At 34.9% G+C, this 15,210-nt stretch carries 13 protein-coding genes and 1 riboswitch; of the genes, 8 read left to right on the forward strand and 5 right to left on the reverse strand.

Going from position 1 to position 15,210, the window contains the following annotated elements; genetic code table 11:
- Window positions 1-34: 34 nt before the first annotated feature.
- On the reverse strand, window positions 35-2,359 hold the full coding sequence (gene metE, locus E0I26_RS02415; protein WP_131914899.1) for a 5-methyltetrahydropteroyltriglutamate--homocysteine S-methyltransferase: 2,325 nt from the start codon (window positions 2,357-2,359) through the stop codon (window positions 35-37).
- Window positions 2,360-2,427: 68 nt separating this feature from the next.
- On the opposite strand from metE, the gene E0I26_RS16425 reads away from it, so the two are divergent.
- Both E0I26_RS16425 and E0I26_RS02420 read left to right on the forward strand, forming a co-directional pair.
- Window positions 2,428-2,583: a hypothetical protein gene (locus tag E0I26_RS16425; protein WP_165929390.1), complete on the forward strand. Its 156-nt coding sequence runs from the start codon at window positions 2,428-2,430 to the stop codon at window positions 2,581-2,583.
- A riboswitch (cobalamin riboswitch) is annotated at window positions 2,546-2,739 on the reverse strand. Its footprint overlaps the gene before it by 38 nt.
- Before the next feature lie 211 nt (window positions 2,740-2,950).
- Entirely contained in the window at window positions 2,951-4,297 is a 1,347-nt protein-coding gene (locus E0I26_RS02420; RefSeq protein ID WP_131914900.1) for a deoxyguanosinetriphosphate triphosphohydrolase, read from the forward strand.
- 3 nt (window positions 4,298-4,300) lie between these two features.
- Here E0I26_RS02420 and E0I26_RS02425 read toward each other — a convergent pair whose 3' ends face one another.
- Together E0I26_RS02425 and E0I26_RS02430 are read right to left on the reverse strand one after the other, a co-directional pair.
- Window positions 4,301-5,335: a DUF3078 domain-containing protein gene (locus tag E0I26_RS02425; protein WP_131914901.1), complete on the reverse strand. Its 1,035-nt coding sequence runs from the start codon at window positions 5,333-5,335 to the stop codon at window positions 4,301-4,303.
- Window positions 5,336-5,372: 37 nt separating this feature from the next.
- Window positions 5,373-7,154: a 1-deoxy-D-xylulose-5-phosphate synthase gene (locus E0I26_RS02430; protein ID WP_131914902.1), complete on the reverse strand. Its 1,782-nt coding sequence runs from the start codon at window positions 7,152-7,154 to the stop codon at window positions 5,373-5,375.
- A gap of 124 nt (window positions 7,155-7,278) precedes the next feature.
- On the opposite strand from E0I26_RS02430, the gene E0I26_RS02435 reads away from it, so the two are divergent.
- Window positions 7,279-7,722 (forward strand): nucleoside deaminase, encoded by a 444-nt coding sequence (locus E0I26_RS02435; RefSeq protein ID WP_131914903.1) that lies wholly within the window; start codon window positions 7,279-7,281, stop codon window positions 7,720-7,722.
- 166 nt (window positions 7,723-7,888) lie between these two features.
- Here E0I26_RS02435 and E0I26_RS02440 read toward each other — a convergent pair whose 3' ends face one another.
- Window positions 7,889-9,433 (reverse strand): Rne/Rng family ribonuclease, encoded by a 1,545-nt coding sequence (locus E0I26_RS02440; RefSeq protein WP_131914904.1) that lies wholly within the window; start codon window positions 9,431-9,433, stop codon window positions 7,889-7,891.
- Window positions 9,434-9,749: 316 nt separating this feature from the next.
- A complete protein-coding gene (locus E0I26_RS02445) occupies window positions 9,750-10,040 on the reverse strand; it encodes an HU family DNA-binding protein (RefSeq protein ID WP_066080765.1) in 291 nt (96 codons plus the stop codon).
- 133 nt (window positions 10,041-10,173) lie between these two features.
- Here E0I26_RS02445 and mutY point away from each other — a divergent pair, with 133 nt between their 5' ends.
- From mutY to gldD, 5 genes are all read left to right on the forward strand, one after another.
- Entirely contained in the window at window positions 10,174-11,241 is a 1,068-nt protein-coding gene (mutY, locus tag E0I26_RS02450; RefSeq protein ID WP_131914905.1) for an A/G-specific adenine glycosylase, read from the forward strand.
- Between the two features lie 90 nt (window positions 11,242-11,331).
- Window positions 11,332-12,546, forward strand: a complete 1,215-nt coding sequence (locus tag E0I26_RS02455; RefSeq protein WP_131914906.1) for a redoxin family protein — start codon at window positions 11,332-11,334, stop codon at window positions 12,544-12,546.
- An 88-nt stretch (window positions 12,547-12,634) separates the two neighbouring features.
- The gene (locus E0I26_RS02460; RefSeq protein ID WP_131914907.1) at window positions 12,635-13,075 is read left to right on the forward strand and encodes a single-stranded DNA-binding protein; all 441 of its coding nucleotides are present in this window, start codon (window positions 12,635-12,637) and stop codon (window positions 13,073-13,075) included.
- A gap of 23 nt (window positions 13,076-13,098) precedes the next feature.
- Window positions 13,099-14,394 (forward strand): gliding motility-associated protein GldE, encoded by a 1,296-nt coding sequence (locus E0I26_RS02465; protein WP_131914908.1) that lies wholly within the window; start codon window positions 13,099-13,101, stop codon window positions 14,392-14,394.
- A 79-nt stretch (window positions 14,395-14,473) separates the two neighbouring features.
- On the forward strand, window positions 14,474-15,037 hold the full coding sequence (gldD, locus tag E0I26_RS02470; RefSeq protein WP_131914909.1) for a gliding motility lipoprotein GldD: 564 nt from the start codon (window positions 14,474-14,476) through the stop codon (window positions 15,035-15,037).
- Window positions 15,038-15,210 lie beyond the last annotated feature (173 nt).

A 15,210-nucleotide genomic window follows, 5' to 3' on the forward strand; every position in this document is an offset into this window, starting at 1 on the left:
AATTTTTAAATCTACTGGGTTTTTTTGAATTGAATTATACCGTTGCAATGTTTTCTACAGCAATTCTCATTTGTTGAGCTGCAGCTACCATTTCGATTAAAGCCTTTTTGGTTTCATCCCAATGACGTGTTTTTAAACCACAATCCGGATTTACCCAAAGTTGATCTACAGGAATCACTGCCGAAGCTTTTTCTAGTAATCGTACCATTTCAGTACTTGAAGGTACACGAGGTGAGTGAATGTCATAGACTCCTGGACCTATTTCGTTTGGATAATTGAAATCGGCGAAAGCATCGAGCAATTCCATTTGTGAACGCGAACATTCTATGGTGATTACATCGGCATCCATGTCGGCAATATTTTGGATGATATCGTTGAATTCGCTGTAGCACATGTGCGTATGAATCTGGGTGTCATCTTTCACACCACTTGCCGAAATTCGAAATGCTTTTACCGCCCAATCCAAATAGGTTGTCCAGTCTTCTTTTCGCAAAGGCAATCCTTCTCGAATAGCGGGTTCATCAATTTGAATAATCTTAATTCCTGCATTTTCTAAATCGACTACTTCATCTCTAATCGCCAATGCAATTTGGGTGCAGGTTTCCGAGCGCGGTTGATCGTTACGAACAAATGACCATTGCAAAATAGTTACGGGACCGGTTAACATTCCTTTTACCCATTTTGGTGTAAGTGATTGTGCGAAAGAGGACCATTTTACTGTCATAGGATTTGGGCGGGAAACATCACCGTAAATAACGGGAGGTTTCACGCAACGGCTGCCATAACTTTGCACCCAACCATTTTTGGTAAACGTAAATCCGTCCAATTGTTCGCCAAAGTATTCCACCATATCGTTGCGTTCAAATTCTCCGTGAACCAAAACGTCAATGCCGGTTTCTTCTTGAAAACGGATGGTTTCTTCCGTTTCCTTTTTAATTAAATCATCGTATTGTTGTTGATTTAATTCTCCTTTTTTGAACTTGGCTCTCCAGCTTCGTACTTCCGTTGTTTGCGGGAAAGAACCAATAGTTGTAGTCGGGAATAATGGAAGATCCAATACGTCAATTTGTTTTTTTCTACGAATTGAAAATGGATTTTCTCGTTGGTCATCCCCAGTTGTAATGCTGGCGACACGATTTTTTACCGCATCATTATGTATTAAAGTTGATGTTTTTCTGTTTTCATTGGCAACAGTATTTTCTTGAAAACGAATAGAATTACTGACGTCTATTTCATTCGAAGCAAAATACTTAAGCAAGACTACTTCTTCTGTTTTTTGTTTGGCAAAAGCCAGCCATTGTTTGATTTCTGGAGTTAGCGTTGCGTTATTGGTTTCTAATTCCAAATCACACGGCGAGTGAATAAGCGAGCACGATGGCGCAATTAATATTCTGTCTTCGCCAAGTGCATCAGTCGCTTTTTTGATAATAGCCAAGGAATTTTTGAAGTCATTTTTCCAAATATTCCTTCCATCAACAACACCTAGCGAAAGACTCACATTGCTTGATAATTGTCCTGATTCCAGAATATCATCCAATTGGGATTGACAACGAACCAAATCTAAATGCAACGTATGAACCGGTAGTGCAAGAACGGTGCTCAGATTTTCGCCAAAGCAATCAAAATAATTAGCAAGAATTAGTTTGATTTTAGGGAAACGTTTGTTGATTTCGTTATATACATAGGTGATAGCGTTTCTTTCTTTATCCGTTAGATTCAAAGCCAGAAATGGTTCGTCAAATTGAATCCATTCTACATTTTCATTTTCCAGTTTTTGAAGAATTTCAAAATATACCGGAAGCAATTTTTCGATAAGGTCAATTCTATGGAAACCTGCTTCCTTTTCTTTTCCAAGAAGCAAATAAGAAACAGGTCCTATAAGTACAGGCTTTGTAGCGATTCCTAAAGCATTGGCTTCTTTGAACTCGTCGATTATTTTTTCGGAGAATAATTTGAATTCTTGGTCTTTGGTAAATTCCGGTACGATGTAATGGTAATTGGTGTCAAACCATTTTGTCATTTCCATCGCAACTACATCTTGTCCTTCTTTTTGTGAACCTCTAGCCATGGCAAAATACAAATCGATAGCGGAGTTTGTTTTGGCTAATTCTTGATAACGTTTTGGAATAACTCCTAAAGTAAGTGATAAATCCAGTACTTGATCGTAAAACGAAAAATCGTTTGAAGGGATTAAATCGATTCCGGTTTCGGCTTGTAACTGCCAGTTTTGCTTGCGGATAGTTGCGCCTGTAGCCAAAAGTTCGTCTGCGGAAATTTTTCCTGCCCAGTACGATTCGCAGGCTTTTTTTAATTCTCTGTTGCTACCAATTCGCGGGTAGCCAAGATTGTTTGTTAGCATTTTTTTGCTTTTTAAATGATGAATAAATCAGTTAAAAGCTCTTGATGCATTTCAAATGCGAAGCAGAAATGAAAAGTAGAAAGGGGAATACGTTACCAAAGAGAACCGCACAACAAGGCATAAATAGTTACGCTTATTGTGTTCAGAACGCACCATACCTGACTATTGCTTCAAATCGCGAAAGCATTGTCAATTCGATAAAAGGCAGGTCTCCTGACTTGTAACATTTTTATCATCCTTCCCATTCGTCATAGACTAACAGTGGATCTTATTTCAGATAAAAACTTTTTGTGTTACTTACAGTTGCGCGACAGTTCGTGATTTACACACGATTCCCTATTAATCTACAGTTAAGTAAAACCCTTATCGGTTGATGAAGAAATAAATTAAGAACTTAAATTCAGTACAAAAGTAGCACTAATCATTTAAAGTTTTTTTCGATAGGTTTATAAATTTGTTATTTTTAGGATATTGTATTAATAGGAGCCAATACTTTAGATTTTTCATATAAATAAAGTCATACCTGACTTTATTTCACTTGATAATGTGTCTATTTCTTATATCTTTGGAAAGAAATTTTAAAAAGAAATCATGAACTGGGAACAACTTTTATCACTAAGACGACAAGGCGACAAAGGAAAAAGATTGCGTGTAGAACAAGACGACACCCGTTTGGGTTTTGAAGTTGATTATGACCGTATAATCTTCTCGTCTGCTTTTAGAAGTTTGCAGGATAAAACACAAGTGATTCCGTTATCGAAAACTGATTTTGTGCACACCAGATTGACACACAGTTTAGAAGTTTCGGTTGTTGGGCGTTCTTTAGGACGATTGGTGGGTAAAAAAATCATCGAAAAATATCCACATCTGAAAGAAGTTCATGGGTATCACATGAATGATTTTGGGGCTATTGTTGCCGCGGCATCATTGGCTCATGATATTGGGAATCCTCCTTTTGGACATTCCGGTGAAAAAGCGATTGGAGAATATTTTTCGATTGGGAAAGGGCAACAATACAAAGACCAACTTACAGCAAAAGAATGGCAGGATTTAATTGATTTTGAAGGAAATGCGAATGGGTTTTCAGTGTTAACTGCAAGTCGTCCCGGAATTGAAGGCGGACTTCGAATTTCGTATGCAACTCTTGGCGCTTTCATGAAATACCCAAAAGAAAGCTTACCGAAAAAACCGACCACAGCTATTGCCGATAAAAAATATGGTTTCTTTCAAACTGAAAAAGCCTTTTTTCAAGATGTGGCTTCTGATATGGGTTTGATTTCAAATAAATCAGGAGAGAATATAGGTTTTGAAAGACATCCTTTGGCGTATTTAGTAGAAGCTGCCGATGATATTTGTTATACCATTATTGATTTTGAAGACGGAATTAATTTAGGATTAGTTTCCGAAGATTTCGCGTTGGAATATTTAATAAAACTGGTAAAAGACAGCATTGATACGTCTAAATATAAGACTTTAGAAACCAAAGAAGACCGAATAAGTTATTTGCGCGCTTTGGCCATTGGAAGTTTAATAAACGATGCCGTAAAAGTTTTTGTAGAAAATGAAGCATTAATTATGGAAGGTAAATTCCCTTTTGCTATCATGGATAAAAGCAAGTACAAAGCCCAAATGGATGATATTATTAAAATAAGTGTTAAAAACATCTATCAAAGCCGTGAAGTCATCGAGAAAGAGATTGTGGGTTATCAGATTATTCAAACTTTGTTGGATAAATTCATAACTGCTTTCAATAATAAATTTGATGGCAAAGCTTCTAATTATGATTCTTTAATCATGAAAATGTTACCGGAAAAACACCATTTGGAAAAAGAAAACCTTTATGGAAGACTACTTCATATTTGTCATTATGTGTCGCTGCTGACTGATGGGAATGCACTTGAATTGTTCGAAACTATTAATGGAAGAAAGCAGAATTAATTTTTAGAAAATATATTCGATTCCAACACCAATAGCTTGTCTTATTTGTGTTTTTGGACCTTCAGTTACTTGTATTCCGGCGATTTCTCTTTTTGATTTGATATCGTCGTCATATATAACGTGTGCTCCAATATTAGCTTTAACGTATTGATTTACCACAAGTTCTACTTGTAAGTCGCAATCTACGTCTATATTTCCAAAACGATTCACATAATCGGAATATAAGCTCAGGCGGTTTTCTAAATTGACATTTTTGAATACTTCTTTTTTGTATTTATTAGTTATTAAAAAGCCAAGTTCCATTTTTGATTTTTCTCCTTCGGTGAGTAGATTTCCATCCAAGTCGTAGGTGGCTTTAGCAACACCAAAAGCACCTTGATTCGCCAGTCTTTGGTCTAAAACCAGAGTTGTTTTGAATGTAAATGGCGAAATGTAAAGTGTTCTTTTCTTTTCTTTATTGATATTTTCAGCGCCTACACCCATAAAAATATAAGCGGGAGCAAAAGGTTTTGAGATTGCTTTTTCAGTATTTGGATATGCATAACCATTGGCAAATTGCGTATTAAAATTGAATTTAGCGGAATGAAACCAGTTGGAAAGAGGATTTTTTCTGTAGCCAAATGTGGAGTTAAATTGTATGGCATCTTCTGTTTTTCGTATATCAATACCGTCTTGTTTATTTAAACCGTATTTAACGATCAACTCATTTGACCAGTTGTAATTACTTCCGGTATAATTTCTATGAAATTTTCCTTTAAATAATCCTGAAATCGAACTTGTTCCTCCTGCACTCCAGTTGACAAAGGCTACTTCGGAGATGTCAAAGCCTAAACTATTTTTTTTACTCCAATAGGATAATGGAAGGAAGTGTGTTTTAGTTTGTATTTTTAATGCTACTTTCAGCGGTTTATTTGCTGTTGATAGTGTTGTTACAGGTTTAAGTGTATCAGATAACGGTGTGATTCTTATTTCTTGAGAAAAACAATTGAAAGAGATTGTAAAGGTAAGTAAAAGGAATGTGTAGGTTAATAATTTCATTTTGTACTGTTGTGTTTGAGGTTGCAAAATAATTCTTTTAATAACTCGAAAAAAGTATTTCAAGACTTTTAACGTCAATTTTGCAATATTGTTGTAATTCAGCTACAGTTCCATGTTCAATGAACTCATCAGGAATGCCAAGAGTCGTTATTTTTGACGTATAATTATTCTCAGAGGCAAACTCGAGTACCGCACTCCCAAAACCGCCTTTTACAACGCCATCCTCAATTGTGATTATACTTTTAAATTCAGTGAAAATGGAATGTAATGCCTTTTCATCTAGTGGTTTAACAAAAGAAAAATCGTAATGCGCAATAGTTTCTGGATGGATTATTTTGGCTATTGCCAAAGTGACATTATTACCAATAGTTCCATTGGATAAAACGGCTACTTTTGAACCTTCTTTAATACAAATACTTTTTCCAATTGCTATTTTTTGATAGTTTCCCAAATGTTGAGTTTGCCAATCTGCAATAACACCACGACCTCTAGGATATCGAATGGCGATAGGATGATCTAATCCCAATTGTGCTGTGTATAAAATGTTTTGCAACGCTATTTCATTCATTGGAGCATATACAATCATGTTGGGAATGCAACGCAGATAAGCCAAATCGAAAACACCGTGATGCGTTGCGCCGTCTTCTCCCACTAAACCGGCTCTGTCTAAACAAAAAATCACCGGAAGATTCTGTAAAGCGACATCATGAATTACCTGATCGTAGCCTCTTTGTAAAAAAGTGGAGTAAATATTACAAAAAACGACCATACCTTGAGTAGCCATTCCGGCCGCCAAAGTTACCGCATGTTGCTCGGCGATTCCTACATCAAAAGCACGTTTAGGAAAAGCCTCCATCATAAACTTTAAGGAACTTCCGGATGGCATTGCCGGTGTAATTCCTATGATTTTTTCATTTTTTCTGGCCAAATCCAATACGGTCAAGCCAAAAACATCCTGATATTTTGGAGGTAAATTTTCTTCGGATTTAATGTGGATTTCTCCTGTTGCAGCATCAAATTTTCCGGGTGCATGGTATTTTACCTGATTTTCTTCGGCTTGTTGCAGTCCTTTTCCTTTGGTGGTAATGATATGAAGGAATTTAGGTCCTTTGATTTTTTGCAAACGTTTCAGTTCTTTAATCACAGCAAAAATATCGTGACCGTCTATTGGACCTGAATAATTAAAATTCAGGGATTTAATCATGTTATTTTGCCTCGGATTTTTTCCTTCTTTTACGGCAGTAAGGTATTGTTTCAAAGCCCCTACACTTGGATCAATTCCGATGGCGTTATCGTTGAGAATCACCAATAAATTAGCATCGGTAACTCCGGCGTGATTTAAGCCTTCAAAAGCCATTCCTGATGCGATGGAAGCGTCTCCAATTACTGCTATGTGTTGTTTGTTGAAATCGCCTTTTAAATTAGAAGCAATTGCCATTCCTAAAGCCGCTGAAATGGAAGTAGAGGAGTGGCCTACGCCAAAAGCATCGTAAATACTCTCACTTCTTTTTGGAAAACCGGAAATACCGCCAATTTGACGATTGGTATGAAAATTTTCTCTTCTTCCGGTCAGTATTTTATGTCCGTAGGCTTGATGACCTACGTCCCAAATTAACAAATCGTTCGGCGTGTCAAAAACATAATGCAAAGCTATTGTGAGTTCTACAACTCCCAAACTGGCGCCAAGATGCCCTTCTTTTGCAGCCACAATATCGATAATAAAATCACGTAACTCTTGGGCAACTTGAGGAAGTTGGACTTCGTCAAGCAGGCGCAAATCGGTTGGATTGTTTAGGTTTGAAAGTAAATTATCTGGCATAAAGCAAATGTACGATTTGAAATTGTATTTTTGCATTCGATAAAAAAAGTTGTTTCACAAAGATTCACAAAATAAAACGAAGATTCACAAAGAATTTAAAATTTGCGAATTCGTGGTTAATACTATGATAAATCCTTTCACCGACGAATATTTTATGAAAAAGGCTTTGCAGGAAGCTGAAATGGCTTTTGAGAAAGGCGAAATCCCTGTTGGTGCTCTAATTGTCATCGATAATAAGGTCATTGCCAGAAGTCATAACTTAACCGAATTACTCCATGACGTTACGGCCCATGCCGAAATGCAAACTATTACTGCCGCTGCGAATTATCTTGGCGGGAAATATTTAATTGGTTGTACGCTTTACGTCACGCTGGAACCTTGCCAGATGTGTGCAGGTGCTTTGTACTGGAGTCAGATTTCTAAAATTGTGTATGGCGCCAGCGATGAAAATCGTGGTTTTGTAAAAATGGGAACACAATTGCATCCTAAAACTACTGTTGTTTCTGGAGTTCTGGCGAATGAAGCTTCGGAGTTGATGAAGCGATTTTTTGTAGAAAGAAGGAAGTAATATAATACTCGAATGCCCTAGCCCAGATAGAAGTGAAAATCCTTTTTCTAAACGCTGTCAGGGTTTTGAACCCTGACAGCGTTGAAAAAGATTGCAACGGATAGCTGGATTAGCTCCTAAAAAAAGAGCAAAAAAAAACTCCCCAATTTCTTGAGGAGTTTGTAATTTATTCTATGACAGCATTTTCTTTTTTGTCGTAGAAATGATATTCTAAGTACGTGTAAGCATCACGAGGTATAATTTTCACCCATTTTTTATGTTCAAGAAACCATTTTGAACGTAATGATGGAAAACCTTTGGTAAGGTATGCGGCCACAAAAGGATGTACATTAAGCACAACATCTTTGTGGTTTTTTAATACTCTTTCTAGATCAAAAGCGATTTTGTCAATGATTTGAATTGGCGCTTCAATTTCGCCACTTTCATTGTTTGGATCTTCTTCTCTAGTTTTAATATTTACTTCTGGTCTTACTCTTTGTCTTGTAATCTGGACTAATCCAAATTTGCTCGGAGGTAAGATCTTATGTTTAGCTTTATCGTCGCTCATTTCTTCTTTCAAGAAATCGAACAACACTTTACGATTTTCAGGATTTGACATATCGATAAAATCAACTACGATGATACCACCCATATCACGAAGACGTAATTGTCTTGCGATTTCGGCAGCTGCAATCATATTGACTTCCATGGCTGTATCTTCCTGGTTGGTGGCCTTATTAGAACGGTTTCCGCTGTTTACGTCTATAACGTGCAAAGCTTCAGTGTGTTCGATAATAAGATAAGCCCCTTTACTCATGGATACTGTTTTTCCAAAAGAAGTTTTGATTTGTCTCTCTATGTTGTATTTCTCAAAAATAGGTGTGTCTTTTGATTGATAAAACTTAACAATTGATTGTTTGGATGGTGCAATTTCTTGCAAATAATCCTTTGTTTGGTTGTACAACTCTTCGTCATCAATTTGAATACCACTAAAGGTATCATTAAATACGTCTCTTAATATCGAAGAGGCTCTGTTGAGTTCTCCTAATACTTTGGACGGATGATGAGCAGTTGGTAATTTTTTACACATTGCAGTCCATCTGCTAAGCAGGTTCTGCAAATCTTTTTCTAATTCGGCTGTATTTTTGCCTTCGGCTACTGTGCGAACAATAACACCAAATCCTTTTGGTTTGATGGATTGTACTAATCGTTTCAAGCGTTCTTTTTCTTTTTTGTCTTCTATTTTTTGTGAAATAGAAACGCGGTCAGAAAACGGAACCAAAACTATAAATCTTCCGGCAAGAGAAAGCTCAGCGCTAATTCTTGGTCCTTTTGTAGATATAGGTTCTTTGACGACTTGTACTAAAACAGATTGATTGGCACTTAATACATCAGTAATAGTACCATCTTTATCTATTTCTTTTTCAAACTGAAAGGTTTTTAGGGAGAAATCTTTTAATTTACCTGCGCTTACAAGTTTTATGAATTTCAGTTGGGAAGATAAGTTAGGACCTAAATCGTGATAATGTAAAAAAGCATCTTTTTCGAAGCCAACATTTACAAAAGCAGCGTTCAGTCCCGCAACTGGTTTCCTGATTTTGGCAATAAAAATATCACCAACCTGGAAGTTGCTTTTTTCTTCTTCTTTGTGTAATTCAATTAGTTTTCCATCTTTTAATAAGGCAAAATCTACGGCTTCAGAACTAGATCTAATGATTAATTCTTTATTCACACTGTAAATTTTTTATCTATTCGCCAAGGCGAACAAATGGATTAAACAATATTTTAACAGGTATTGAACCCGGGGAAAATTAGCTGGCAGTTAGCAGTTGTAAGTTGGCAGTAAACTGAATACTTAAAACTGAGGGCTGAACACTAATTTTCAATTTCAATGAACGTTTAAAAAGAAAAAAGTAGTTTAAAACTACTTTTTCTTCTTGTGACGGTTAGCTCTCGCTCTTTTTTTACGTTTGTGCGTCGCTACCTTATGTCTCTTTCTTTTTTTACCACTTGGCATATCTTATCGATTTTATGATTAATTAATATTGTTATTTTGCTTCGTTATTTGTTTTCACTCCTTCTACAAAAACTTTTGCAGGTTTGAATGCAGGAATATTGTGTGCAGGAATTTTTATTGTTGTATTCTTAGAAATATTTCTTCCTGTTTTCTCAGCTCTAGTCTTCACTATAAAACTTCCAAAACCTCTTAAATAAACATTGTCTCCAGTTTCTAATGAATTTTTTACTTCATTCATAAAAGTCTCTACAGTTGCCTGTACATCTCCTTTTTCAAGACCTAATTTTTCTGAAATTTTTGCTACGATATCTGCTTTCGTCATTTTCTTTCCTATTTATAATGTTGTACTATTTTTTTGAGTTTGCAAATATAGGAATTTAAAAAACAATTATTCAAGCTAATTCATTAAATTTTAATCACATAAACTTTTACTTTTGCTAACAAATAATTAAAACATGATTTTCTCTAACTTGCTAATTCAATGGTATTTACAAAATAAACGTGATTTACCATGGAGGAATACCACTGATCCGTACCCTATTTGGCTCTCTGAAATCATGTTACAACAGACGCGTGTTGCGCAAGGAATGCCTTATTTTTTATCTTTTACAACCGCTTTTCCTACTGTTTTTGATTTGGCGAAAGCCAATGAAGAACAAGTTTTGAAACTTTGGCAGGGATTAGGATATTATTCCAGAGCTCGAAACTTACATAAAACTGCACAGCATATCGCTTTTGATTTATCCGGAATCTTTCCGGGGAATTATAATGACTTATTGAAATTAAAAGGAGTAGGGGAATATACCGCAGCGGCCATTGCTTCTTTCTCCTATAATGAAGCCGTTCCCGTTGTTGATGGAAATGTGTTTCGGGTTTTATCGCGTTATTTCGATGTGGATACGGATATTGCTCAGGCTTCCGCCAAAAAAGAATTCGCTGCACTGGCTTTTGAACTCATGCCAAAAGACACCCGAGGCGGAGCCGAACTGAGCGAAGCTAATCCGGCAACTTTCAATCAAGCCATTATGGAGTTTGGCGCTTTGCAATGCGTTCCTAAAAGTCCGAATTGTGGCATTTGTGTTTTCAACGAAAGTTGCGCCGCTTTGCAAAAAAATAAAGTCGATCAATTGCCTGTAAAGTCCAAAAAACTAAAAGTAAGAAACCGATACTTTAATTATTTGGTTGTTGCCGATGAAATGGGAAATACAATTATCCAGAAACGAACGGACAAAGGGATTTGGCATAATTTATATGAATTCCCTTTGATAGAAACAGAAAAAGAAGAAGATTTTGATTTTATTTCAACACAAATACAAACCGATTTTAGCGACCAGTATGAAGTTATAAGCATGTTAGAATACAACGAAAAAAGCATCATTCATAAATTGTCACACCAACATTTACACATCAAGTTTTGGAAAGTATCTGTAAAAGGAACAATTGAAAACGGAATTGATGGGGAAACTTTGAGAACTTTTCCTTTCCCAATTGTGATTCATAATTTTATAGAGAATGAAATTTAAAACTGATTTTCCATGAAATTAGTAGTAGGATTTTTCTATCTTTAGAAATTCTGTTAAAAAGAATAGCAACTAAAAAAAAGTCATTAAATCATGAAAAAAAATATTTTGTATATAGTAGCCATATTATTTATGTCTAACTCATTATTCAGTCAAACTAAATTAAAAGTTGGGGATATTGCACCAAAAATTAATATAACGGACTATATTTCAAATGTTCCGAGCGATAAGAATTTTAAAAATAAATTTATTTTATTGGAATTCTGGGCAACTTGGTGTGGGCCCTGTTTGCAAGGAGTGCCTAATTTGAATAAATTTCAAGAAAAATTTAAATCCAATAAAGATTTTGTTTTTATTTCAATTACCGATGAAAAAGTAGATAAAGTTTTACGGACAGTAAAACGCATTCCTTTTAAATCAGTGGTTGTTAGTGATCAGACCGGACAAACTATTGAAAACTTTGGCATTAAAGCCTTTCCAACCACCATTCTTATTGATGATAAAGGAATTTTGAAATGGATTGGAAATCCAGAAACTTTAAACGATTTGATTCTGAATAATTTTTTGAATGGCAAAGAAATTTCAACGAGTCAAAATTCAAATTCAGATATGCCGCCACCATCACTAATAGTTAGAAATCCAACTAAAATAGAAGAATTCAACACAATAGATTTAGGTTATAAAACAACTACAATTGATAAAACGATGTATTCATTTTCAGTATTTAAAGGTAATGAAAATGAAGGTGGTGGGTACCTTTTTGATTTTAATAATGAAGGGAATTATCAAAATTGGAATCTAGACCTAATCTCACTTATTTCAAATTTAACAAATGCTTTTAAAAATCATATTGTTATTCCAGAAAATCAAAAAGACAAATTGTATAGTATATTTTATAAAAACAGTTTGTTTAAGAATGAAAAGGAAGAACGGAATAAAATTAAAAACTTGCTTTTAAATTCATTGTCTTTAAAAGAAGATTTAACATACAAAGAAGAGTCAATTTATGTTTTAAAAATAGTTGATAAAAAGAAACTACAAGAAATTTTCAACGAAGAAGGCCGCAAAGACGGATACAATAGAACTCATTTTCTGATTGGCAACATTAAAATTGAACGAATGTTAAATACTATGAGTAGATTTTATAATACTGTAATTAATGACGAAACTGGACTACTTGGTAATTACGACTTTATTTTGAGAAACGATTCGATAGAAAATACTATAAAAGATTTAGAACTTTATGGGTTAACTTTAGAAAAATCTAAAGCTAACACCCCTTATTATGAATATGTTTCTACACAGTGATATTTGCAATCAGATCCAGAAGTAACCTGTTAGAATCTTTGAGTCTTAGTGAAAAAATGTATCTTTGATAGAAATACCAAATCCTACAATGAACGGAACATTAAATAAAGTTATGCTTATCGGTTTTCTTGGTGATGATATCAAAATGCATTATTTCGACGGAGGCAATTGTATCGGAAGATTTCAGTTGGCAACAAACGAAGTGTATATCAACAAAACCACCAATGAAAAAATCACTTCTACGGAATGGCATAATTTGGTGGTGCGCAATAAAGCGGCTGAACTTTGTGAAAAATACCTTTCTAAAGGAGATAAAATATATGTGGAAGGACGCATTAAGTCCCGTCAATGGCAGTCAGAGGATGGAAGTACGAAACACACCACCGAAATTCAGGTAACCGAATTCACTTTTCTTACAACAAAAAAAGACAGTGAAAACAACAAACAAATTCCTGCAGCTGATGTTGCGAAAAACACTAATTTTGACTCGGAAAATAATGTCTTGCCTATTAATGACTTGCCATTTTGATTGTTTAATTAATCTTAACTAATTTGGACCCAGAGCCCAGTTTATTTTTTGCTTACGCTATTGATACTAATGTAGTGTTTGGCTTTACAGGAATAGTTGTTTTGTTATTTTGTTCTGCATTAATTTCAGGTGCTGAAGTTGCCTTGTTTTCGTTGTCACAAAAGGATATTGATAAAACAGTGCAGGAAAATAACTCCAAAGGGAAAATTATTGCTGAACTTTTAGAAAAACCCAAAAAACTGGTAGCGACACTTCTTGTTGCCAATAATTTTATCAATATTTCCATAGTGCTATTATTTTCGTTTGTTGGAAAAACAATCTTTTCGGGAATAACAACACCACTTTTAAAATTTATTCTGGAAGTACTGACCGCTACTTTTTTAATTTTATTATTCGGTCAGGTCTTGCCAAAAGTATACGCCAGCAGAAACAATACAAAGTTTGCCAAACTGATTGTGTATCCAATTGCTTTTCTGGATAAATTGCTTTCGCCAATAAGTTTACCCATGCGCGCTGCAACGATTTATTTGCATAACAAATTAGGAAAGCAAAAAACAAATTTCTCCGTCGATCAATTGTCACAAGCTTTAGAATTAACAGCTTCAGATGAAACTTCTACGGAAGAGCAAAAAATTTTAGAAGGAATTGTAAGTTTTGGAAATACCGATACGAGACAAGTGATGAGTCCCCGAATTGACATTTTTGCTTTAGAAATAGACGAATCTTTTTCCGTTATTTGTCCTAAAATTATAGAAAAAGGATATTCCAGAATTCCGGTTTATCGAGACAATATAGACCAGATAGAAGGCGTTTTGTATGTCAAAGATTTGCTTCCGCATATTAATACGAGTGAGTTTGACTGGAAATCATTGTTGCGAGAGCCTTTCTTTGTTCCTGAAAATAAAAAACTGGACAATTTGCTGAAAGACTTTCAGAGTATGAAAAGTCATCTCGCGATTGTAGTTGATGAATATGGAGGAACTTCCGGTTTGGTATCACTTGAGGATGTTATTGAAGAAATTGTAGGGGATATCAGCGATGAATTTGACGACGAGAATATTAATTTTTCCCAAATTGACGATAGAAATTACCTTTTTGAAGGGAAAATAAACCTCAAGGATTTTTACAGGATAATTGATGTCGATGAAGAATTATTCGAAATCAAAAAAGGAGAAGCCGAAACGCTGGCTGGATTTATTCTTGAAATTTTGGGAAATTTTCCAAAAAAAAATCAGAAAATTTCATTCGAAAATTGTCTGTTTACAGTAGAAGCAGTGGATCAAAAAAGGGTAAAGCAAATAAAAGTAACGATTGAATAAATCCTCTCCGAAGGAAGGGGAATTATTGTGGAATGTGTTTCTTTTGAAAAATAAAAGATTAAATAAATTTAGAATACAAATGTTTAAAAAAATAATCACTTTTTCGGCAATAGTAGTAATGTCATTGTTGAGTTTTAGTTGCAAAGATGATGTCTTGCCAAAACCGTCAAGCTATTTGCGATTGGATTACCCGGAAGCCAAATATGTGAATTTTGAAAATGAATGTCCTTTTGCTTTCGAAATGAATTCGGATGCCATTATCAAAAAAGAGACGGATTGTGGTTTTACGATTACGTATCCAAAAATGAAAGCGACTATTTATCTCACCTATAAACCAGTTACGAAAAACATTAATGAACTGTTGCGTGATGCGCAAAAACTAACTTATGAACACGTGATAAAAGCGGATGATATATTAGAACAGCCGTATTTGAATTCTGACAAAAAAGTCTATGGAATGTTTTATCAGGTAGAAGGAAATGCGGCAACGAATTCCCAGTTTTACGCTACAGACAGCACCAAACATTTTGTTACAGGCTCTGTTTATTTTTATGCAAAACCCAATTATGATTCCATTATGCCGGCGGCAAGTTATATCAAAAATGACATGCAGCGACTGATGGAAACCCTGAAGTGGAAATAACAACAATAGAAATTTACTGAAATTTTAAGAAACAATAAATATTCTTTTATAGCCATATAGACATTTAAGGATAAATAAGCCCGTAAATATTGGATTCTGAGCTTTCTTGAATGACCTTCAATTTCTTGTATGGTTCAAAAAAAAGCATTCCCGTTAAGAGAATGCTTTTTTTT

The organism is Flavobacterium rhamnosiphilum (genome assembly GCF_004349195.1).
Taxonomy (GTDB): Bacteria; Bacteroidota; Bacteroidia; order Flavobacteriales; family Flavobacteriaceae; genus Flavobacterium; species Flavobacterium rhamnosiphilum.

What these genes read in the sequence shown, in the direction of transcription:
- metE (WP_131914899.1), bottom strand. Translation starts at nt 2,359, where the DNA reads ATGCTAACAAACAATCTTGGCTACCCGCGAATTGGTAGCAACAGAGAA.
- E0I26_RS16425 (WP_165929390.1), top strand. Translation starts at nt 2,428, where the DNA reads ATGAAAAGTAGAAAGGGGAATACGTTACCAAAGAGAACCGCACAACAA.
- E0I26_RS02420 (WP_131914900.1), top strand. Translation starts at nt 2,951, where the DNA reads ATGAACTGGGAACAACTTTTATCACTAAGACGACAAGGCGACAAAGGA.
- E0I26_RS02425 (WP_131914901.1), bottom strand. Translation starts at nt 5,335, where the DNA reads ATGAAATTATTAACCTACACATTCCTTTTACTTACCTTTACAATCTCT.
- E0I26_RS02430 (WP_131914902.1), bottom strand. Translation starts at nt 7,154, where the DNA reads ATGCCAGATAATTTACTTTCAAACCTAAACAATCCAACCGATTTGCGC.
- E0I26_RS02435 (WP_131914903.1), top strand. Translation starts at nt 7,279, where the DNA reads ATGATAAATCCTTTCACCGACGAATATTTTATGAAAAAGGCTTTGCAG.
- E0I26_RS02445 (WP_066080765.1), bottom strand. Translation starts at nt 10,040, where the DNA reads ATGACGAAAGCAGATATCGTAGCAAAAATTTCAGAAAAATTAGGTCTT.
- mutY (WP_131914905.1), top strand. Translation starts at nt 10,174, where the DNA reads ATGATTTTCTCTAACTTGCTAATTCAATGGTATTTACAAAATAAACGT.
- E0I26_RS02455 (WP_131914906.1), top strand. Translation starts at nt 11,332, where the DNA reads ATGAAAAAAAATATTTTGTATATAGTAGCCATATTATTTATGTCTAAC.
- E0I26_RS02460 (WP_131914907.1), top strand. Translation starts at nt 12,635, where the DNA reads ATGAACGGAACATTAAATAAAGTTATGCTTATCGGTTTTCTTGGTGAT.
- gldD (WP_131914909.1), top strand. Translation starts at nt 14,474, where the DNA reads ATGTTTAAAAAAATAATCACTTTTTCGGCAATAGTAGTAATGTCATTG.